Source organism: Streptomyces sp. NBC_00704, from assembly GCF_036226605.1.
Taxonomy (GTDB): Bacteria; Actinomycetota; Actinomycetes; order Streptomycetales; family Streptomycetaceae; genus Streptomyces.
The window spans coordinates 5,319,213-5,337,759 of the sequence record NZ_CP109000.1 but is presented as its reverse complement, the minus strand read 5'-3'; the positions used below and the strand labels follow the sequence as shown (position 1 = coordinate 5,337,759).

Below are 18,547 nucleotides of genomic sequence, written 5' to 3'. Positions count from 1 at the left end.
CCATGCTGTCCCGTACAGGGGACGTACCGGCCAGTAGGGCGTCCCGGACGCGACACGGAGGGGAAACGCCATGGTCGACACCGTGCTCTACGAGGTGAGTGACGGGCTCGCGACGATCACGCTGAACCGCCCCGAGGCGATGAACGCGCTGAACGTCGCGACCAAGGTCGCCCTCCGGGACGCGGTGCGGGCCGCCGCGGCCGACGACGCCGTACGGGCCGTGCTGCTGACCGCCGCCGGCGAACGCGCGTTCTGCGTGGGGCAGGACCTGAAGGAGCACATCGGACTGCTGGCCGAGGGGTCGAAGCAGGTCATGAGCACGGTCTCGGAGCACTACAACCCGATCGTGCGGGCGCTGACGGAGGCGCCGAAGCCGGTGGTGGCCGCGGTGAACGGCGTGGCCGCGGGCGCCGGCTTCGGCTTCGCGCTGGCCGCGGACTACCGCGTCGTGTCCGAGACGGCGTCCTTCAACACCTCGTTCGCGGGGGTCGCGCTCACCGCCGACTCGGGCGTCTCGTGGACGCTGCCCCGGGTGATCGGTCCGGGCCGCGCCACCGACCTGCTGCTCTTCCCCCGCAACATCAAGGCGCAGGAGGCGTACGAGCTGGGCATCGCCAACCGGGTCGTGCCGGCGGACGCGCTGCGCGCGGAGGCGGAGAAGGTGGCCCGGGCGCTCGCCGCGGGGCCGACGGTGGCGTACGCGGCGATCAAGGAGGCCGTGGCGTACGGATCGGCGCACAGCCTCTCCGAGACGCTGGACAAGGAGGACGCGCTCCAGACGCGGGCGGGGGCCTCCGAGGACCACGCGATCGCGGTGCGGGCGTTCGTCCAGAAGGAGACCCCGAAGTATCTGGGCCGCTGAGCCGGAACGCCGTCGCCGCCGCGCGCGGGCGGGCCCGCGCGCGGCAAGGCGTGCGTGTGCGTGTGTGCACGTCGTGCGGGCGTGAAGGGGCGGTGGCCCGGCCGTCCGCCCGCTCAGGGGTTCAGGGGGCGTTTCGGCGGGCGCATGCCGCCAGGTGGTCGTTGACCAGGCCGCATGCCTGCATCAGCGCGTACGCCGTCGTCGGCCCGACGAAGCGCAGGCCCCGCTTCTTGAGCGCCTTCGACAGGGCCGTCGACTCGTCCGTGACGGCGGGGACGTCCGCCAGGGTCTGCGGCGCGGGCCGGCCGGCCGGGTCGGGGGCGTGGGACCAGATCAGCTCGTCCAGGTCGCCCGGCGCCCACTCGGCGAGCACGCGCGCGTTGGCGAGCGTGGCGTCGACCTTGGCGCGGTTGCGGATGATGCCGGGGTCGGCCAGGAGGCGGGCGCGGTCCTCGTCGGTGAAGAGGGCGACCGAGGCGATCTCGAAGCCGGCGAACGCGGCGCGGAAGCCGGCGCGGCGGCGCAGGATCGTGATCCAGGACAGGCCCGACTGGAAGGCCTCCAGGCTGAGGCGTTCGAAGAGCGCGTCGTCGCCGTGGACCGGGCGGCCCCACTCCTCGTCGTGGTACGTCACGTAGTCCGGGGTGGACAGGGCCCACGGGCAGCGCGGTGCGCCGTCCGCCCCGGCGAGGGCGGCGCCGTCGCTCACTGCTGGTCCTCGGGGGTCTGCTTCTCCATGGAGACGTGGGGCGCGGCGGCCGGGGTCTGCGCGCCGGCCAGGGCCGACTCCAGGTCGGCGATGCGCGCGTCGCGCTCGGCGAGTTCCGCGGCGAGCCGGTTCAGGGCGTCGTCGACGTCGGCCATGCGGTACCCGCGGACGCTCAGCGGGAAGCGCAGGAGGTCGACGTCGGAGCGATCGAGCGGCCGGTCCGGGGGCAGCGGGTCGTGCAGTCGCTCGGGGGCGGCCTCCGGCAGCGGGCCGGCGTCCTCGCCGCCGCCCACCACGGCGAGTGTCACCGCGGCGACCACGACGGCGAGCGCGACGACCAGAAACAGGAACATAACCATCGGTGGGTCTCCACACTCGGTGTGCTCGGAGCGGATGTGTGTGGGTCCGATCGTGCCATGCGGGTACGGCGGTTAGGGTCGCAGGCGGCGGATGTGCAGGACGTACGAGGAGAGGTCACAGGGGATGCTCAGGCTGGGCAGGCGTGAATTCGGCGCGCACGAGCCGGTGATCATGGCGATCGTGAACCGGACCCCGGACTCCTTCTACGACCAGGGCGCGACCTTCTTGGACGAGCCGGCCCTCGCGCGCGTGGAGCAGGCGGTGGCGGAGGGCGCGGCGGTCGTCGACGTCGGCGGGGTGAAGGCCGGTCCGGGCGAAGAGGTGACGGCGGACGAGGAGGCGCGGCGCACCGTCGGCTTCGTGGCGGAGGTGCGGCGGCGGTTCCCGGACGTGGTCATCAGCGTGGACACCTGGCGGGCCGAGGTCGGCGAGGCGGTCTGCGAGGCGGGCGCCGACCTGCTGAACGACGCGTGGGGCGGGGTGGATCCGCGGCTGGCGGAGGTCGCGGCGCGCCACGGGGCCGGTCTGGTGTGCACGCACGCGGGCGGCGCGCAGCCGCGGACGCGGCCGCACCGGGCGGCGTACGACGACGTCATGGCCGACATCCTGCGGGTGACCGTGGGGCTGGCGGAGCGGGCCGCTGGGCTGGGGGTGCCGCGGGAGTCGATCCTGATCGATCCGGGGCACGACTTCGGCAAGAACACCCGGCACAGCCTGGAGGCGACGCGGCGGCTCGGGGAGATGGTGGAGACGGGGTGGCCGGTGCTGGTGTCCCTGTCCAACAAGGACTTCGTGGGCGAGACGCTGGACCGGCCGGTGAAGGAGCGGCTGACCGGCACGCTGGCCACGACCGCGGTGTCCGCGTGGCTCGGGGCGCAGGTGTACCGGGTGCACGAGGTGGCGGAGACGCGGCAGGTGCTCGACATGGTCGCGTCGATCGCGGGCCACCGGCCCCCGGCGGTCGCCCGCCGGGGACTCGCGTAGGCCGTACGGCCCGTACGGCCCGTACGTGCCCGTGTGGCCCGTACGCGCCGCACGGGCCGCGGCTAGCGGGCCGCTTCCTTGGAGACCAGGGCCACCGCTTCGTCCACGTCGTCGGTGACGTGGAAGAGGAGGAGGTCCTTCTCCGCCGCCTTGCCCTGGGCGATCAGGGTGTTCTTGAGCCAGTCGATCAGGCCGCCCCAGTACTCCGTGCCGAACAGGACGATGGGGAAGCGGGTGACCTTCTGGGTCTGGACGAGGGTGAGGGCCTCGAACAGCTCGTCCAGGGTGCCGAGTCCGCCGGGCAGGACGACGAAGCCCTGCGCGTACTTCACGAACATCATCTTGCGGACGAAGAAGTAGCGGAAGTTGAGGCCGACGTCGACGTAGGGGTTGAGCCCCTGCTCGAAGGGCAGCTCGATGCCCAGGCCGACGGACGTGCCGCCCGCCTCGCTCGCGCCCTTGTTGGCCGCCTCCATGGCACCCGGTCCGCCGCCGGTGATGACGGCCCAGCCCGCGTCCACGAGGGCGCCGCCCAGGCGTACGCCCGCCTCGTACTCCGGGGAGCCGACGGGTGTGCGGGCGGAGCCGAACACGCTGATCGCCGGGGGGAGTTCGGCGAGGGTGCCGAACCCCTCGATGAACTCCGACTGGATCCGCAGCACTCGCCAGGGGTCGGTGTGCACCCAGTCCGAGGGGGCCCGTTCGTCCAGCAGCCGCTGGTCGGTCGTGCTGGCCTGCACCTGGTCGCGCCGTCGCAGGACGGGCCCCAGGCGCTGCTCGTCCGGTGGCTGCTTCTTTCCCTCGGGGTTCCCTGTAGGCATGGTGAACTCCCTCCGCTTCGTTCGATCCACCTCAGCGTAGATCCACCCGGGTTACCGGCGGGGGACGTCGGCGTGTCCGCCGTGCACCGCCGCCGGCCCGGCCCCGCCCGGCCCGGCCCGCCGGCCCTGCTCAGGCGGTGAGCCAGGCCCGCAGCCGTTCCTCGCCGGCCAGGATCTTGGCCGTGTCCACGCGTTCGTCCCGCTTGTGCGCCAAGTGCGGGTTGCCGGGGCCGTAGTTGACGGCGGGCACGCCCAGCGCGGAGAAGCGGCTGACGTCCGTCCAGCCGAACTTGGGCAGCGGCGTTCCGCCGACCGCCTCGATGAAGGCGGCCGCCGCCGGGTGGGACAGGCCGGGCAGGGCGGCGGGGCTGTGGTCGTCGACGACGAACTCCGCCACCGGGCAGCCGGCGAACACCTCGCGGACGTGGGCGACGGCCTCCTCCTCGCTGCGGTCCGGCGCGTAGCGGAAGTTGACGGTGACGACGCACTCGTCGGGGATGACGTTGCCGGCCACTCCGCCGGTGATGCCGACCGCGTTGAGGCCCTCGCGGTACTCCAGGCCGTCGATGACCGGGTGGCGGGGCTCGTAGGCGGCCAGGCGGGCCAGGATCGGGGCGGCCGCGTGGATCGCGTTGGAGCCCATCCAGCCGCGTGCGGAGTGGGCCCGCTCGCCCCTGGTCTTCAGCAGGACCCGCAGGGTGCCCTGGCAGCCGCCCTCGACCTGGCCGTCGGAGGGTTCGAGGAGCACCGCGAAGTCGCCGGCCAGCCACTCGGGGCGGGCCTCGGCGACGTGCTTGAGGCCGTTGAGGTCGGCGGCGACCTCCTCGTTGTCGTAGAAGACGAACGTCAGGTCGCGGTTGGGCGCGGGGACGGTCGCCGCGACGCGCAGCTGGACCGCCACCCCCGACTTCATGTCGCAGGTGCCGCAGCCCCACAGCACCCCGTCCTCGTCCAGCCGCGACGGGACGTTGCCGGCGATCGGCACGGTGTCGATGTGGCCGGCCAGGACGACGCGTTCGGCGCGGCCGAGCCGCGTGCGGGCGACGACGTTGTTGCCGAGGCGGTCCACCGTGAGGTGGGGCAGCGCACGCAGGGCGGTCTCGATCGCGTCCGCGAGCGGCTTCTCGTCGCCGCTCTCCGAGCGGAAGTCGACGAGCCGCGCGGTGAGCGCGGCGGCGTCCAGGGTGAGGTCAAGCGGGGTGTCGGCCATGGCGTCGACCCTAACGCGCCGGTCGGGCGCCCCCTCTTCGCCGCCCGCGCGCACACCCCTGCTGCTCCTCCGTACTCTCCAGTACCTTGTAGGCGTGCCGCAGCCGTCGCCTTCCCCCAAGCGCCGCGGCCGCCTCGTCCGTTTCGGGGCGGCCTGCGTGGTCCTGTCCGCCGTCGCGGGTTATGCCGTGGTCCAGTACGTCTCCGGCGGGACGGGAGATCCCGGCTGCCGGGTCGTCTCCGGCGGCGCCGACGGGGCGGCGTACGAGTTCACGCCGGAGCAGGCGGTGAACGCGGCCACGATCGCCGCCGTCGGCACCGACCGGGCCATGCCGGAGCGGGCCGTGGCGATCGCCCTGGCGACGGCCATCCAGGAGTCGGGGCTGCGCAACCTCGCCCACGGCGACCGGGATTCGCTCGGCCTGTTCCAGCAGCGGCCCTCGCAGGGCTGGGGCACCGCGCGGCAGGTCAGGGACCCGGCGTACGCGGCGGACATCTTCTACGAGCACCTCGCGAAGGTCGACGACTACACCGAGCTGCCGCTGACGGTGGCCGCGCAGCGCGTGCAGCGCAGCGGGTACCCGGAGGCCTACGCCAAGCACGAGCGGGACGCGGTGCTGCTGGCCGCCGCGCTGACCGGGACGTCGGCGGCGACGCTGACCTGCGACGGCCGTTCGAGGGCCACGGCGAGCACGGGCCCGGCGGCGGTGCGGGCGGCGCTGACCCGCGACTTCGGGCGGGGCGGGGCGCGCGAGGGCGCGGGGACCGGCTCGAAGACCGGCTCGAAGACCTCGGTCGGCGGCGCGGGGAAGGCCTCGCAGGCCGCCGCAGGGCCGCCCGTGGCCAGGAGTTCCGGGCGGACGCTGACGCTGCCGGTCTCCGGGGACGCCGCCGCCGGCGGGCGCGGTGCCGCCGAGCGCGGCTGGCAGCTGGCGCACTGGGCGGTGGCCAACGCCTCGGCGCTGCGCATCGAGCGCGTCGTGTACGCGGGCCGGGAGTGGGTGTCCGGTCACAGCGACAGCCGGTGGCGGTCGACCGGTTCCACCAGCGCGGAGGCCGCCGGGGGCGCGGCTGCTGGCGGCGCCGCGGACGGCGTGCGGATCGTCACCGAGCAGTAGTACGGGTCGTCACCCGTGCGGGTCGTGTGCGGGGCGCCGTCCCGGCCGGGTGTTCAGGTTTTCGCGCCGTCACCCTCGCGGGCCGGCAATCCCTTGAGGACAAAGGGCCGCACCGGTTTGCCGGACTTTCACATCGGGCGGTTTTTGCCCGTTTTCCTCCCCAGCCGATAATGCGACGCATTGCCAACTCTTTACGTCGGCCGTGCGCAACCTTCGGGGGCTTCGAGCGGTAGTCACTGCGTCCGGGCCCGGACAGGCAGACAGTCACAGCAGTCACAGACAGTCCTTGTTCTCTCCGTCGAAGGAGCATCATGTCCCTCCCCCTGACCCGTCGGATCGCCCGTGCCGCGCTGCTCGTCGCTGCGGGAGCGGCCGCCGGGGTCGGTGCGGCCGGCTCCGCCGGCGCCGCCCCGAGCCTGCCCGCCGCCCCCGACCTCGGCGGGCTGACCGCCCTGGACGGGGCGAGCGTCGGCCACACGGTCGACGGTGCGGCGCACAACGTCACCGGGCTCGCGGGTGAGACCGGCGGCAAGACGGTCGAGCAGGCGCTGCCGGCCGCGGCCAAGACCGGCGGCAAGGCCGTGAAGCAGGCGGCTCCGGTGGCGCAGAAGACGGCCGGCGAGGCGGCGGGTTCCGCCGGGGGCCTCCTCGGGGACACCGCGTCGACCGCCACGAAGGGCGGACTGCCGACCGACTCCCTCACCAAGGGTGGACTGCCCGGCGCGCAGACCCTGCCGGTGAAGAGCCTGCCGCTCGGCTAGGACCCGTCGGGCCACTCGGCCAGGGCCCGCCGGTCGGCCAGGGCCCGCCGGTCGGCCAGGGCTCGCCGGTCGGAGCGGGGCGGTCGACGCCTCGCTACCGGACGGACGCCGGCGAGGGCCTGAGCCGGGCGGTTCCGTCGGCCGCGCCGTCGTCCGGAGCGCATCGGCGTGCGGCCGGAGCCCGCGGAAGGGGGCTCCGGCCGATCGGTCCGCCGCGGCGGCCGGTCCGGCGCCAGGGGCTCGCTCCCGGCCCGCCGGACCCGCCCAGCTGAACCCCGCCCGCCGGATGTCGGTCAGTCGAGGCCCTCGACGATGCGGAAGTCGCGCTCGGCGCCGTCGGCGAGGACGGCCAGCGCCTCCTGGTAGGCCGCGCTCTCCCGCGCCGCGACGGCCTGCTCGAAGCTGTCGAACTCGACCAGGACCGTGCGCTCGGCGATTCCGGCGTCGTACGCCACGACCCGGCCGCCGCGGACGAAGGTCCGGCCGCCCCAGGGCTGGACGGCCAGGCGGGCCAGCTTGCCGTAGGCGGCGAGCTTCTCGGGGTCGGAAACGGTGCGGTAGACGCTGACCCAGTAGGCCTTGGGCATGGCAACCTCCAGAGTGGGGACGAGCGTCGCGGCGGTGCGGGCGCCGTCGTCGTCGGTACCGGTTACAGGCGTCCGACCGCGGCGCGCACCCGCTCGTCCGTCGCCGTGAGGGCCACGCGCACGAAGCGCTCGCCCGCCTCGCCGTAGAAGTCGCCGGGGGCCACCAGGATGCCCCGGCCGGCCAGGTCGGCGACCGTGGTCCAGCAGGACTCGTCCCGCGTCGCCCACAGGTACAGGCTGGCCTCGCTGTGCTCGATGCGGAAGCCGTGGGAGAGCAGCGCCTCGCGCAGGAGGGCGCGGCGGGCCGCGTAGCGTTCGCGCTGCTCGCGGACGTGGCCGTCGTCGCCGAGCGCGGCCACGACCGCCGCCTGGGTGGGCGCCGACGTCATCATGCCGCCGTGCTTGCGGATCTCCAGCAGGGGGCCGAGGACGGCCAGGTCGCCCGCCAGGAAGGCCGCGCGGTACCCGGCCAGGTTGGAGCGCTTGGAGAGCGAGTGGACCGCGACGACGCCCTCGTAGGAGCCGCCGTTGACGTCCGGGTGCAGGACCGAGACCGGGTCGGCCTCCCAGCCCAGCTCCAGGTAGCACTCGTCGGAGAAAACCAGCACCCCGTGCCGCCGCGCCCAGGCGACGATCCGGGTCAGTTCCGCCTGGGACAGGACCCGGCCGGTGGGGTTGGACGGCGAGTTCAGCCAGAGCAGCCTGAGGCCGGCCGGGTCGAGGTCGGTGGGGTCGTCGTAGACCTCGTACTGCGCGCGGGCCAGCCGGGCGCCCACCTCGTACGTCGGGTAGGCCAGCCGCGGGAAGGCCACCCGGTCGCCGGGGCCGAGGCCGAGCTGGGTCGGCAGCCAGGCCACCAGCTCCTTGGAGCCGACGATCGGCAGGACGTGGCGGTGGGTGACCTCGCGGGCGCCCAGGCGGCGCTCCAGCCAGCCGGTGATCGCGTCCCGCAGGGCCGGGGTGCCCCACACGGTCGGGTAGCCGGGCGAGTCCGCGGCGTCGACCAGGGCCTTCTGGATCAGGTCGGGAACCGGGTCGACCGGGGTGCCGACCGACAGGTCGACGATGCCGTCCGGGTGCGCTGCGGCCGTCTTCTTGTACGGCTCCAGCTTGTCCCAGGGAAACGTGGGAAGGCGGTCGGAGACTGCGGAGGACACGGTGACTGGCTCACTTTCGTACGGACGGCAAACGCCTCGGCCCCGTACGGCGATCGGGCGGGATCAGGCCGTACGGGACCGAGGCGGCACGGAGTACGGGCCGCTGCTGCGGATTACTCGGCCGCCTGCGGCGGCAGCGCGGCGACGAAGGGGTGGTCGCGCTCGATCAGACCCAGCTTGCTGGCGCCGCCGGGCGAGCCGAGGTCGTCGAAGAACTCGACGTTCGCCTTGTAGTAGTCCTTCCACTCCTCCGGAGTGTCGTCCTCGTAGAAGATCGCCTCGACCGGGCAGACCGGCTCACAGGCGCCGCAGTCGACGCATTCGTCCGGGTGGATGTACAAGGACCGCTGGCCCTCGTAGATACAGTCGACCGGGCACTCTTCGATGCAGGCCTTGTCCTTCACGTCGACACAAGGCTGCGCGATGACGTAGGTCACGCTGTCGTTCCTCCTCGATAGGGCGCTGGCGGGCCTCCTCAGGCTCCGCCGCCTGGCGCGCGGGAGCGCGGCGTCGTCGATGCCCGCCCCTAGTATCTCCGTTCTTGGGCATGATCCGAACAGGAGGGGTGAAACGACCTGTGGAAATCTCGGCCGCCGGACGCCTGGAGGTCCGTATCACCGCCGCTGACGTGGGCAAACGTGTCTCCGTACGGCGCTTGAGCGGCAGCACGTCCACGGGGGACGAATTCACCGACACGGTCGGTGTTCTCACATCATGGGACGACGGTGTGCTCGTGATCACACGGAAGAGCGGCGAGAGCGTCCGTGTTGACGCGTCCTCGCTGGTCGCCGGGAAGGTCGTGCCGCCCGCGCCCGCCCGCCGGCGCGGTCCCGCCGCCTCCTATCCGGAGCTGGCCCGGATCGCCGCGCGGGCCTGGCGTCCCGTGGAGAGCGAGCCGCTCGGCGCATGGGAGCTGCGGGCCGCCGCGGGGTTCACCCGGCGGGCCAACTCGGTGCTGCCGCTCGGCGACCCCGGAATGCCCCTCGACGCGGCCCTGGACGCCGTGCGCGACTGGTACGGCCGGCGCGGGCTGCCCGCCTATGTGCAGACGGCGACGGGGGCCGAGGGCACGCAGGAACTGCTGGGCGCCCGGCTGGAGGAGCGCGGCTGGGTGCGTGAGGTGACGGCGGAGCTGTGGATCGGGGCGCTGGCGCCGCTCGCCGACCGGGTGGAGCCCACGGGCGTGGTGCTGTCCCGGGAGGCCGACGGGGCGTGGCTGGCGCGGTACCACCGCACGGGCGTCGGCGAGGCGGCCCTGAAGGTGCTGGCCGGGGGCCCTCCGGGCTCTTCCGGCGCGGGCGGGGCGCAGCCGTCGGTCTGGTTCGCGTCCGTGCCCGGCCCGGACGCGGGGGCGCCGCCCGCCGCGATCGGGCGGTGCGTCGTGGACGGGCGCTGGGCCGGGTTCGCCGCCGTCGAGGTCGATCCGGCGCGGCGGCGCGAGGGCCTCGCCACGACCGTGATGGCCGCCCTGGCCCGCGAGGCGCTGGCGGAGGGGGCGTCGGCGGCCTGGCTCCAGGTGGAGGAGGACAACACGGGCGCGCGGGCGCTGTACGCCGGCCTGGGCTTCGCCGCGCACCACGCCTACCACCACTACCGGGAGCCGCAGCCGTCGTCGCGGGCCTCGGCGGGGGCGTCGTGAGCGGGTCCGGGCGCGGGATCGACGGCGGCGAGGTGCGCCGGCGGTTCGCCGAGGAGGCCCGCGCCGAGCGGCCCGACCTGGCGCTGCTGTGCCTGCTGATCGGCGCGGCGGCGGATCCGCTGCTGGACGAGGCCGGTGTGGACGCCGCGCAGATCGAGCTGGACCGGCTGGCGGGGGAACTGCCCTTCCGGCCCGGCGGACCGCACGCCTGGGCGGTGGCGCTGCGGGATCTGCTCGGCGGGCGGCACGGCTTCGGCGGGTCGGCCGCGGACTACGACCGGCTGGAGTCGTCGCTGCTGCACCGGGTGCTGACGCGGCGGCGAGGGCTGCCGATCCTGCTGTCCGTGGTGTGGGTGGAGGTCGCGCGGCGGGCCGGGGCCCCGGTGTACGGGGTCGCGCTGCCGGGGCACTTCGTGGTGGGGTTCGGGCCGCCCGGGGACGTCGCGCGCCAGGTGCTCGTCGATCCCTTCGACGGCGGCCGCGTGCTGTCCGGCGGCGACGCCGAGCGGCTGGTGACCGGGGCGACGGCGGCGCGGCTGGAGCCGTCGATGCTGGGTCCGGCGGAGCCGCTGGAGGTGGTGACGCGGATCCTGAACAACATCCGCTCATGGGCGGCGGCCCGCCCGGAGCGGTCGGACGTCGCGCTGTGGGCCGTCGAGCTGGGGCTGGCCGTGCCCTCGCATCCGGCCCGGCTGCGCTACGAGAAGGGCCAGTTGCTGGTCCGGCGCGGTGACTTCGTCGGCGGGGCCGCCGAGCTGGAGGAGTACGCGTCGCTGGTGGAGGTCGTGGACGGGGCGATGGCGGAGCGGGTGCGCAAGGAGGCGTTCGCCGCGCGGGCCCTGCTGAACTGACGCCCCTGTCCGGCCGGCCGGGCAGAGTGCCCGGATCTCACAGCCAGCCCTTCTCGCGGGCGGTGCGGACCGCCTCGGCCCGGTTGCGCACCGCGAGCTTCTGGATCGCCGTCGACAGGTAGTTGCGCACCGTGCCCTGGGACAGGTGCAGGGCGGTGGCGAGTTCGGCGTTGGTCGAGCCGTCGGCCGCCGCCCGCAGCACCTCGCGTTCGCGGTCGGTGAGCGGGTTGGCGCCCTCCGCCAGGGCCGCCGCGGCGAGCGTGGGATCGATGACCCGTTCGCCCGCGAGGACCTTGCGGACCGCCTGGGCGAGCTGGGCGGCCGGGGCGTCCTTGACGAGGAACGCGTCGGCGCCCGCCTCCATCGCGCTGCGCAGGTAGCCGGGACGGCCGAACGTGGTGAGGACGACGAGCTTGAGCCGCGGGAACTCGCGGTGGAGCTGTCCGGCGGCCTCGATGCCCGTCGCGCCCGGCATCTCTATGTCAAGAAGGGCGACGTCGACGTCGTGGGCGCGGGCGGCCGCGAGGACCTCGTCGCCGCGCGCCACCTGGGCGACCACCTCGATGTCGTCCTCCAGGCCGAGCAGGGCCGCCAGAGCCTCGCGGACCATGGACTGGTCCTCGGCCAGCAGGACTTTGATCATGCCACCACTCATGCACCGGATCCTATGTCCGGCGCCGGGCCGGCCGGGACCCGGGCCGTCAGCCGGAAGCCCTTCTTCAACCGGCCCGCCTCCAGGGCGCCGTTCGCCTTCTCCATGCGTTCGGTCAGGCCGGTGAGGCCGTTGCCGGGGCCCTTGCCGGAGCCGCCGGATCCGTCGTCCTCGACGCACAGTTCGACGACGGGGCCGTCGAGGGTCTGCCGCCGTACGACGTCCACCGTGCAGCGGGTCGCGCCGCTGTGCCGCACGACGTTGGTGATCGCCTCGCGCAGCGCCCAGGCCAGAGCGGACTCGCTCTCCTCGGGGACGCCCTCCAGGTCGGGTTCGGCGGGCATCGCGGCGACGACGCCGGCCGCGGTCAGCGCGACCTCGGCGCCGGCCAGTTCGGACGCCAGCCGGGGCCGCCGGTAGCCGGTGACGGCCTCACGGACGTCCACCAGGGCCTGGCGGCTGACCTGTTCGATGTCGGCGACCTGCTGGGCGGCCTTGTCGGGGTGGCCGGGGAGCATCCGGCCGGCCAGCTCGCTCTTGAGCGTGATCAGGGACAGCGAGTGGCCGAGCAGGTCGTGCAGGTCCCTGGCCAGCCGCAGCCGCTCCTCGTTGGCGGCCAGTTGGGCGACCGTCGCCCGCGCCTTGCGCAACTCCACGGTGGTGCGGACCAGTTGGCTCACCCCGGTCATCGCGAAGCCGATGAGCAGGACCAGCAGCAGGAGGTTGAGCGCCTCCTCCTCGTCGGTGCGCAGTCCGACGAGGAGCAGGACCGCGCCCGTGCCGGGGATCGTCCAGAACGCCGCCCGCATCGGGAGCACGCTCCCGCAGGCCACGGAGACGTAGCAGTACAGGCCGAGCCAGGCGGAGCCCATGGTGAGGCTCAGCACGGTGGCGAGCACCGCCATCGCGCCGATGACGGCGACGACGAGCCGGGGGACGAAGGACGCGGCCCCCATGTTGCGGAACAGCAGGGCGAGATAGAGGACCACGAACACCGCGAGGCCCAGGGAGCCGGCCGCGGTCGCGCCCGAGCTGTGGCCGCCGGAGACGAGGTCGTGGACCGGCGAGCTGAGGAACACCAGCCACACGCCGATCCACAGCAGCTTGCGGCGCCACAGCTCGCTCCGGCTGCGGGCCGGCCCGCCCGGCAGGATCAGGGGGTCCCGCCGGGCCTCGTTCGACTGGTCCTGCGTCATGACGCTCACGCCTTCAGCGTGTCCTTCCGGTACAGCCAGGCCGCGCCGCCCGTGAACAGGGCGAAGAAGGCGACCAGGATGGCGATGTCCTTGGCGTGCGGGGCCTGGCTCTGTTCGATGGCCTGGCCGAGAGAAGCGTACGCGTGGGTGGGGGCCCACTCGGCTATGTCCCGCAGCCAGGCCGGGAAGGTGGCCGTGGGCCACCACAGGCCGCCGAGGATCGACAGCCCGAAGTAGGTGATCATCGTGATCGGGCGGACGGCGTCCCCGTCGGCGAGGTAGCCGATCGCGACGCCCAGGGCGGCGAAGACGAGGCTGCCGGCCCAGATCGCGCCGGTGAGGGCGCCCCACTGCCAGGCGTCGAGCCGGACGTCCTTCAGCGCCGCGGCGCACGCGAACACCACGACGATGGACGGGAGGCTGACCACGGCCGCGCTGGCGGTCTTGGCGAGGACGTACCCGCGGCCCGGCAGCGTGGTCAGCCGCAGCTGCCGCACCCAGCCGCTCTCGCGCTCCTTGGCGATGCGCTCGCTGTTGCCCATCAGGACGGCCGTGAGAGCGCCGAAGGAGGCCATCGAGACCATCATGTACGTCGGGAGGGTCAGGCCCGTCCCCTCGACCTTGGTGGTGGTGTCGGAGGTGCTGGAGATCAGCAGGAACAGCATCGACGGGTAGATGACGGAGAAGAACAGGAACTTGCGGTTGCGCAGGGCGCGGGCGAGCTCCAGCTTGATCAGGCTGTTCACTTGGTCTTCGCCTCCTCGGCGGCGGTGATGGCGACGAAGGCCTGCTCCAGGCCGAGCCCGGCGACTTCGAGGTTGCGGGGGTAGACGCCGAGCCCGTACAGCGCGTGGACGGTGGCGTCGGCGTCGGCGGACTGGATGCGCACGGTGGTCCCGGAGACGTCGAGGGCGGTGAGGAAGGGCAGCTCGCGCAGGGCCGGTTCGTCGATCACGCCCTCCAGGTCGAAGGAGACGCGCCGTGCGCCCGCCTTCGCCTTGATCTCGGCCGCCGTGCCGTCGGCCAGCAGCCGGCCCCGGTGCAGGACGAGCACCCGGTCGGCTATGGCGTCGGCCTCCTCCAGGTAGTGCGTGGCGAACAGGACGGTGCGGCCCTGGTCCGCCTGCTCGCGCATGGTGGCCCAGAAGGCCTGGCGGGCGGTGACGTCCATGCCGGTGGTCGGCTCGTCCAGGACGATCAGGTCGCTGTCGCCGGCGGTGGCGAGCGCGAACCGCACGCGCTGGGCCTGGCCGCCGGAGAGCTTGTTCACCTTGCGGGCGGCGATCTGCGCGATGCCCGCGCGGGCCATCACCTCGGACGCCTTGTACGGCTTGGGGTGCAGCGCGCAGGCGAGGCCGACGAGTTCGGCGACGGTGACCTCGTCCATGAGGCCGCCGCTCTGGAGCATCGCGCCGACCCGGCCGGCGACGATCGCCTCGCGCGCGGTGACCCCGAAGACGCGGACGGAGCCGCTGTCGGGCTGTTTGAGGCCGAGGAGCAGGTCGAGGGTGGTGGACTTGCCCGCCCCGTTGGGTCCGAGCAGCGCCACGGTCTCCCCCGGGCGCAGCGAGAGCGTCAGGCCGTCCACGGCCCGCACGTTCCCGAAGCTCTTGCTCACCTGGTCGAACCCGACCGCCGGTGCTGTCTGCGTCGTCATGCCGTCATCGTCGCGCGGGCGGGCGGCGGGGCGGCAGTGCCGGACGTCCGGGGTGCCGCATGACAGATGTCATGCGGCACCCCGGCGCGTCAGCTCGGGTCGGTGTCGATGACCCCGGTCCGGTTCGTCTCGCTCTTGAGGGCGGGACGCAGGGCGCCGATGACGTCCTGGACGGTGACGGCCGTCTTCTGGCCGGTGCCGCGGGCGATCAGCACGCCGTCGAAGGTGCGGCCGTACAGCTCCTTCAGGGCGGCCTGGTCGTAGCTCTCGACGAGCTTGCCGTTGACGGCCTTGACCTGGAGGAACTTCCACAGGGAGTTCTTCGGGCTGAAGGAGACGGCGTGCGCGGCGTCGGTCATGACGGTGACCTTGCCGGACATCGCCGGTTCGGCGAACTCCTTCATCATGCGGTCGACCTCGGCGTCGGACACCGTCGGCTGCCGGGTCGTCGTCGGCACCTTCACGCCGGACGCCGAACCGGTCTCCACCTGGGTGCGGTAGGCCGCCACGACGGCGTCCTCGGCCTTCGCCGCGTCGATGCCCTTGCCGGCCTTGCCGTAGACGGGGACGGCCTTGCCGGACTCGAACCTGATGGTGCCGTCGGCGGCCGAGCCGGAGCCGCCCGCCGCGCTCCGCAGAGCGGCCTGGAGCTTCTCCCCGTCGACCGGCATCTCGGGCTCGACGACGCGGTGCTGCCCGAACAGCGAGCCGATCACGGAGACCGGGTTGTAGTCGCTCCCGGCGGCGCCGTCGACCGTGGCCGGGATGTCGAACTGGAGGCCCGCCTGGTCCGGCTTGAGGGTGACGGAGCCGCCGTCGACGGACAGCTTCAGCGGCTGGACCGCCCGCTTGCCGAAGGCGTCGTCGAGCTTCTTGACGGCGTCGTCGCGGGTGCCGCCGCCGATGTCCACTCCGAGGACGGTGGTGCCCTTGGGCACGTCGGAGTGGTTCATCAGCAGGCCCGCGCCGTACAGGCCGATGCCCGCGACGACCACCAGGCCGCCGAGCAGCGGGAGCTTGCCGCGGCCCTTCTTCTTTTTCTTCTTGGAGCCTGCGGCCGGGCTCTGCCCGGTCTGCTCCGGCGCCTTGGGCGGGGTGTGCGGCAGCGGTCCGTCGGCGGGCGCGGCGCCCGCGAAGGGCCCGCCCTGGCCGCCGGCCGGGACGACGGGGATGCCGCTGGTGACGGTGTGTCCGGAGACGTTGTCGGCCGGACGGCCGCCGTAGCCGCCCGCGCCCGGTCCGGGGGCGGGCTTCTGCGGGGTGAGGATCGCGGTGTCGTCGCTCAGGCCGCCGCCGGGCAGCCGGCCGGTGTCCACACCGGCGCCCGCGCCGGGAGCGGCCGTCCGCGGACCGCCGGGACCGGGCCGCGGGCCGGGGCCGCCGGGAGTTCCGGGGCCGCGGGTCGCGCCGGGGGCGCCGCCGTTCATCGGGGGCACCATCAGGCCGTCGCCGGTGACCGGGCCGGTGGTGGGGCCGGCGGGGCCGCCCTGCGGGCCGCCCCGGCCGCCGGGACCGCCCGGCCCGTCGGGGCCGTTGAAGTCGTAGGACATGCCGGGAGCGCCGGGACCGGCCGGGAGGCCCGTCTGGCCGCCCGGTCCGCCGGGAAGGCCCTGCGGGCCGCCGGAACCGCCCTGCGGGCCGCCGTTGGGGCCGGGGAGGCCGCCCTTCGGGGCGGGGAGGCCGTTCTGGCCGGTGCCGGAGAAGTAGGGCAGGTCGTCGCGGCTCGGGTCGGCCGCGCCGACCTGGCCCGGTCCCTGGCCCGGACGCGCGCCGTTGCCCTGGGGGCCCGCGGCGAGCGCCTCGGTCACGTCGAAGGAGCCGGTGCCGCCGCCGTGCCCCGGAGCCACGGGACCGCCGGTCGCGCCGGAGAGCCCGGCGCCGTTGGCGCCGCCGGGGCGGGCGCCGCCGGGCACGCTCATGGAGCCGACGACGCCGCCGGGACGTCCGGCGCCCGGCCGTGCGCCGCCGGGGGCGGGCGGGGCGCCGGGCGCGGGGGCCGGGGCGGCGGCGGGCGTGCCGGCGGCGGAACCGCCGGGCAGTCCGGCGCCGTTGGTCCCGCCGCCGCCCTGACCGCCCTTGGCGGGCGCGGACTTGCGCGGCGCGAACCAGTCGCTCGTCTTGTCCTCGGCGCCTGACGCGGGGTCGGCGGGCAGTTCGAACGAGCCGGTGTCGGACGAGCCGCTGCCGGCGGCGCCCGGGGGCGACGGCTGCTGCACGTCGGCGCCGGCGTCGGACGTGCCGCCCGCGCCGTTCTCGCCCGCGCCGTCGGACTCGGCCACGGGCGTGCGCACGACGACCGGCGGAATGGGCCGCGATCCGGGGATGTTGATGCGGATCCGCGTGGTCAGCGTGGTCTCGGTCTTGCGTTCCTCCGGTCGCGCGGCCGAACGGCCCGCGTCGGCGCCGCCGTCGGACACCACGGGGGTGCCGTACGGCGGCGTGCCCGAGGGGTATGCGGCTCCGCCGCGCCCGTTGGACCCGTTGGGCCCGGAGGACGGACTGTCAGTTTCACGACTCAAGGCAGGTTCTCCAGGTTGGCTCCGCCGCCCGCCACGACCTCACGGGCAGCTCGGCGGCGCGCACCACCATACTGGCCACTTCTGGCCCGTATCCCACGACCGCCGGGGAAACACACACGGGACTCCCACGGGCCGGTCACGGTGAAGTGGTACGTCACTTCCCAAGTCGGACGTCGTCGCCGACCGGTTGCCGCCCCAAACCAATGGTGGCGCAGATCACAGCAAGTGCCATGCCGCCGAGCAGGAAAAGATACGAGCCGCCTCCCGCTCCGAACAGGAAGTCGCCCTCGGGGCGGCCCGCGGTGCACAGCACGACGGTGATCATCCAGCCGGCGGCGGGCGCGACGGCCCCGGCGCGGGTGCCGAGGGCCCGCGCGCCGCCGACGAACAGCCCGCCCGCCCCGGCGAGCGCGAGGAGCAGACCGCCGGGGAACCAGCCGGCCTGGACGAGCGCGCCGGCGAGCGCGACGAGCGCCCCGAGCAGCAGGAGCGCCGTATAGGCGGCGAGCCGTGCGGCGGAGGGCATCCGCAGCGGCTGGGCGAGCATCGAGCCGCGGTCGGACATCAGGCCGCCCCCGCCGTGTCGTCGAGGCCCGCGAACAGGTCGTCCTCCCTCTTTCCGGCGGTCTCCCCGCGCACCAGCTCGTAGTACTCGGTGGTGAAGAGGGGCTGGGCGAGTTCGTTGGACAGGGCGAAGTACCGGTCGCCGGGGGCGACCTCGACCTGGGTGGCGTGCGCGCGCATGGCGGCGGCCTTGGCGGCGGCGGGCGGGCCCGTGCCGTCGATCGCGGTGGTGACGCGGCCGTCGTCCACGACGCCCGGCACGTCGGAGACGGCGGCGCTACGGGTGAAGGGGAGCGCGGGCAGTTCGTCGCGGAGGCGGGCGAAGGCGTCGTCGGCGACGGACCGCGGGACGCGGTTCCAGTACACCTTGGGGATGCGCCATCCGGCGGCCCCGGCCAGATCGGCGGCCCGCATGGCGACGCGGTGGGCCTGGACGTGGTCGGGGTGGCCGTAGCCGCCGTCGTCGTCGTAGGTGACGAGGACCTGGGGGCGCACCTCCAGGATCACCTCGGCCAGGGTCGCGGCGGCCGCGTCGACGTCGGCCTGCCAGAAGCACGCGGGGTCGTCGTTGTCGGAGAGACCCATCATCCCGGAGTCGCCGTAGCGGCCGGGGCCGCCGAGCTGCCGGAAGTCGGTGACGCCGAGTGCGGCCATGGCGGCGGCCAGCTCGCCCCGGCGGTGCTCGCCGAGGGCCGCGCCGGTCAGCTCGCGCAGGTGCGGCGGGATGACCTCGCCCCGCTCGCCGAGGGTGCAGGTGACCAGGGTCACGTGCGCCCCCTCGGCCGCGTACCTGGCCATGGTCGCGCCGTTGTTGATCGACTCGTCGTCCGGGTGCGCGTGCACCAGCAGCAGACGCCGGGCGGGCAGTTCCGTCATGCGCCCACCCTACGAGGCGGCGCCT

The 18,547-nt window shown here is 74.4% G+C and carries 20 protein-coding genes; 6 read left to right on the top strand and 14 right to left on the bottom strand.

Going from position 1 to position 18,547, the window contains the following annotated elements; translation table 11 throughout:
- Nucleotides 1-70 precede the first annotated feature (70 nt).
- Nucleotides 71-862, top strand: coding sequence for an enoyl-CoA hydratase/isomerase family protein (locus OG802_RS23325; protein ID WP_329413326.1), 792 nt, complete (start codon nucleotides 71-73; stop codon nucleotides 860-862).
- Between the two features lie 121 nt (nucleotides 863-983).
- Here OG802_RS23325 and OG802_RS23320 read toward each other — a convergent pair whose 3' ends face one another.
- Nucleotides 984-1,571, bottom strand: coding sequence for a DNA-3-methyladenine glycosylase I (locus OG802_RS23320; protein WP_329413324.1), 588 nt, complete (start codon nucleotides 1,569-1,571; stop codon nucleotides 984-986).
- Complete coding sequence (locus OG802_RS23315) at nucleotides 1,568-1,930, bottom strand: DivIVA domain-containing protein (protein ID WP_329413323.1); 363 nt, start codon at nucleotides 1,928-1,930, stop codon at nucleotides 1,568-1,570. The genes OG802_RS23320 and OG802_RS23315 overlap by 4 nt, the downstream gene beginning before the upstream one ends.
- A gap of 124 nt (nucleotides 1,931-2,054) precedes the next feature.
- Here OG802_RS23315 and folP point away from each other — a divergent pair, with 124 nt between their 5' ends.
- The gene (gene folP / locus OG802_RS23310; protein ID WP_329413321.1) at nucleotides 2,055-2,915 is read left to right on the top strand and encodes a dihydropteroate synthase; all 861 of its coding nucleotides are present in this window, start codon (nucleotides 2,055-2,057) and stop codon (nucleotides 2,913-2,915) included.
- 62 nt (nucleotides 2,916-2,977) lie between these two features.
- On the opposite strand, the gene OG802_RS23305 is transcribed toward folP, so the two are convergent.
- Both OG802_RS23305 and dapE read right to left on the bottom strand, forming a co-directional pair.
- Nucleotides 2,978-3,736 (bottom strand): TIGR00730 family Rossman fold protein, encoded by a 759-nt coding sequence (locus OG802_RS23305; RefSeq protein WP_329413319.1) that lies wholly within the window; start codon nucleotides 3,734-3,736, stop codon nucleotides 2,978-2,980.
- Between the two features lie 130 nt (nucleotides 3,737-3,866).
- On the bottom strand, nucleotides 3,867-4,946 hold the full coding sequence (gene dapE, locus OG802_RS23300) for a succinyl-diaminopimelate desuccinylase (protein WP_329413317.1): 1,080 nt from the start codon (nucleotides 4,944-4,946) through the stop codon (nucleotides 3,867-3,869).
- A gap of 94 nt (nucleotides 4,947-5,040) precedes the next feature.
- Here dapE and OG802_RS23295 point away from each other — a divergent pair, with 94 nt between their 5' ends.
- A complete protein-coding gene (locus OG802_RS23295; protein ID WP_329413315.1) occupies nucleotides 5,041-6,063 on the top strand; it encodes a heavy metal transporter in 1,023 nt (340 codons plus the stop codon).
- Between the two features lie 311 nt (nucleotides 6,064-6,374).
- Nucleotides 6,375-6,824 carry an ATP-binding protein gene (locus OG802_RS23290; protein WP_329413313.1) on the top strand — a complete coding sequence of 150 codons (450 nt, stop codon included), beginning with the start codon at nucleotides 6,375-6,377 and terminating at the stop codon, nucleotides 6,822-6,824.
- 293 nt (nucleotides 6,825-7,117) lie between these two features.
- On the opposite strand, the gene OG802_RS23285 is transcribed toward OG802_RS23290, so the two are convergent.
- The 3 genes from OG802_RS23285 to fdxA all read right to left on the bottom strand — a co-directional run bounded on the left by OG802_RS23285 (nucleotide 7,118) and on the right by fdxA (nucleotide 9,005).
- Nucleotides 7,118-7,411, bottom strand: coding sequence for a DUF1330 domain-containing protein (locus OG802_RS23285; RefSeq protein ID WP_329413311.1), 294 nt, complete (start codon nucleotides 7,409-7,411; stop codon nucleotides 7,118-7,120).
- A 62-nt stretch (nucleotides 7,412-7,473) separates the two neighbouring features.
- The gene (locus OG802_RS23280) at nucleotides 7,474-8,568 is read right to left on the bottom strand and encodes a bifunctional succinyldiaminopimelate transaminase/glutamate-prephenate aminotransferase (protein ID WP_329413309.1); all 1,095 of its coding nucleotides are present in this window, start codon (nucleotides 8,566-8,568) and stop codon (nucleotides 7,474-7,476) included.
- A 113-nt stretch (nucleotides 8,569-8,681) separates the two neighbouring features.
- A complete protein-coding gene (gene fdxA / locus OG802_RS23275; RefSeq protein ID WP_069768200.1) occupies nucleotides 8,682-9,005 on the bottom strand; it encodes a ferredoxin in 324 nt (107 codons plus the stop codon).
- Nucleotides 9,006-9,145: 140 nt separating this feature from the next.
- Between fdxA and OG802_RS23270 the strand changes: the two genes are divergently transcribed.
- Nucleotides 9,146-10,207, top strand: a complete 1,062-nt coding sequence (locus tag OG802_RS23270; RefSeq protein ID WP_329417330.1) for a GNAT family N-acetyltransferase — start codon at nucleotides 9,146-9,148, stop codon at nucleotides 10,205-10,207.
- Nucleotides 10,204-11,058 carry a transglutaminase-like domain-containing protein gene (locus OG802_RS23265; protein ID WP_329413306.1) on the top strand — a complete coding sequence of 285 codons (855 nt, stop codon included), beginning with the start codon at nucleotides 10,204-10,206 and terminating at the stop codon, nucleotides 11,056-11,058. The genes OG802_RS23270 and OG802_RS23265 overlap by 4 nt, the downstream gene beginning before the upstream one ends.
- Before the next feature lie 37 nt (nucleotides 11,059-11,095).
- On the opposite strand, the gene OG802_RS23260 is transcribed toward OG802_RS23265, so the two are convergent.
- From OG802_RS23260 to mshB, 7 genes are all read right to left on the bottom strand, one after another.
- Nucleotides 11,096-11,713, bottom strand: coding sequence for a response regulator transcription factor (locus OG802_RS23260; protein WP_329413305.1), 618 nt, complete (start codon nucleotides 11,711-11,713; stop codon nucleotides 11,096-11,098).
- On the bottom strand, nucleotides 11,710-12,915 hold the full coding sequence (locus OG802_RS23255; RefSeq protein ID WP_443055301.1) for a sensor histidine kinase: 1,206 nt from the start codon (nucleotides 12,913-12,915) through the stop codon (nucleotides 11,710-11,712). Before OG802_RS23255 ends, OG802_RS23260 begins: the two co-directional genes overlap by 4 nt.
- The gene (locus tag OG802_RS23250; protein WP_329413304.1) at nucleotides 12,912-13,652 is read right to left on the bottom strand and encodes an ABC transporter permease; all 741 of its coding nucleotides are present in this window, start codon (nucleotides 13,650-13,652) and stop codon (nucleotides 12,912-12,914) included. The genes OG802_RS23255 and OG802_RS23250 overlap by 4 nt, the downstream gene beginning before the upstream one ends.
- The gene (locus OG802_RS23245) at nucleotides 13,649-14,563 is read right to left on the bottom strand and encodes an ABC transporter ATP-binding protein (protein WP_329413302.1); all 915 of its coding nucleotides are present in this window, start codon (nucleotides 14,561-14,563) and stop codon (nucleotides 13,649-13,651) included. Before OG802_RS23245 ends, OG802_RS23250 begins: the two co-directional genes overlap by 4 nt.
- A gap of 89 nt (nucleotides 14,564-14,652) precedes the next feature.
- A complete protein-coding gene (locus OG802_RS23240) occupies nucleotides 14,653-17,082 on the bottom strand; it encodes a hypothetical protein (protein WP_329413300.1) in 2,430 nt (809 codons plus the stop codon).
- A gap of 154 nt (nucleotides 17,083-17,236) precedes the next feature.
- Nucleotides 17,237-17,647, bottom strand: a complete 411-nt coding sequence (locus tag OG802_RS23235; protein ID WP_329413298.1) for a DUF6113 family protein — start codon at nucleotides 17,645-17,647, stop codon at nucleotides 17,237-17,239.
- Nucleotides 17,647-18,522, bottom strand: a complete 876-nt coding sequence (gene mshB, locus OG802_RS23230; RefSeq protein WP_329413296.1) for an N-acetyl-1-D-myo-inositol-2-amino-2-deoxy-alpha-D-glucopyranoside deacetylase — start codon at nucleotides 18,520-18,522, stop codon at nucleotides 17,647-17,649. The genes OG802_RS23235 and mshB overlap by 1 nt, the downstream gene beginning before the upstream one ends.
- Nucleotides 18,523-18,547 lie beyond the last annotated feature (25 nt).

What these genes read in the sequence shown, in the direction of transcription:
- OG802_RS23325 (WP_329413326.1), top strand. Translation starts at nt 71, where the DNA reads ATGGTCGACACCGTGCTCTACGAGGTGAGTGACGGGCTCGCGACGATC.
- OG802_RS23315 (WP_329413323.1), bottom strand. Translation starts at nt 1,930, where the DNA reads ATGGTTATGTTCCTGTTTCTGGTCGTCGCGCTCGCCGTCGTGGTCGCC.
- folP (WP_329413321.1), top strand. Translation starts at nt 2,055, where the DNA reads ATGCTCAGGCTGGGCAGGCGTGAATTCGGCGCGCACGAGCCGGTGATC.
- OG802_RS23305 (WP_329413319.1), bottom strand. Translation starts at nt 3,736, where the DNA reads ATGCCTACAGGGAACCCCGAGGGAAAGAAGCAGCCACCGGACGAGCAG.
- dapE (WP_329413317.1), bottom strand. Translation starts at nt 4,946, where the DNA reads ATGGCCGACACCCCGCTTGACCTCACCCTGGACGCCGCCGCGCTCACC.
- OG802_RS23290 (WP_329413313.1), top strand. Translation starts at nt 6,375, where the DNA reads ATGTCCCTCCCCCTGACCCGTCGGATCGCCCGTGCCGCGCTGCTCGTC.
- OG802_RS23285 (WP_329413311.1), bottom strand. Translation starts at nt 7,411, where the DNA reads ATGCCCAAGGCCTACTGGGTCAGCGTCTACCGCACCGTTTCCGACCCC.
- OG802_RS23260 (WP_329413305.1), bottom strand. Translation starts at nt 11,713, where the DNA reads ATGAGTGGTGGCATGATCAAAGTCCTGCTGGCCGAGGACCAGTCCATG.
- OG802_RS23245 (WP_329413302.1), bottom strand. Translation starts at nt 14,563, where the DNA reads ATGACGACGCAGACAGCACCGGCGGTCGGGTTCGACCAGGTGAGCAAG.
- OG802_RS23235 (WP_329413298.1), bottom strand. Translation starts at nt 17,647, where the DNA reads ATGTCCGACCGCGGCTCGATGCTCGCCCAGCCGCTGCGGATGCCCTCC.
- mshB (WP_329413296.1), bottom strand. Translation starts at nt 18,522, where the DNA reads ATGACGGAACTGCCCGCCCGGCGTCTGCTGCTGGTGCACGCGCACCCG.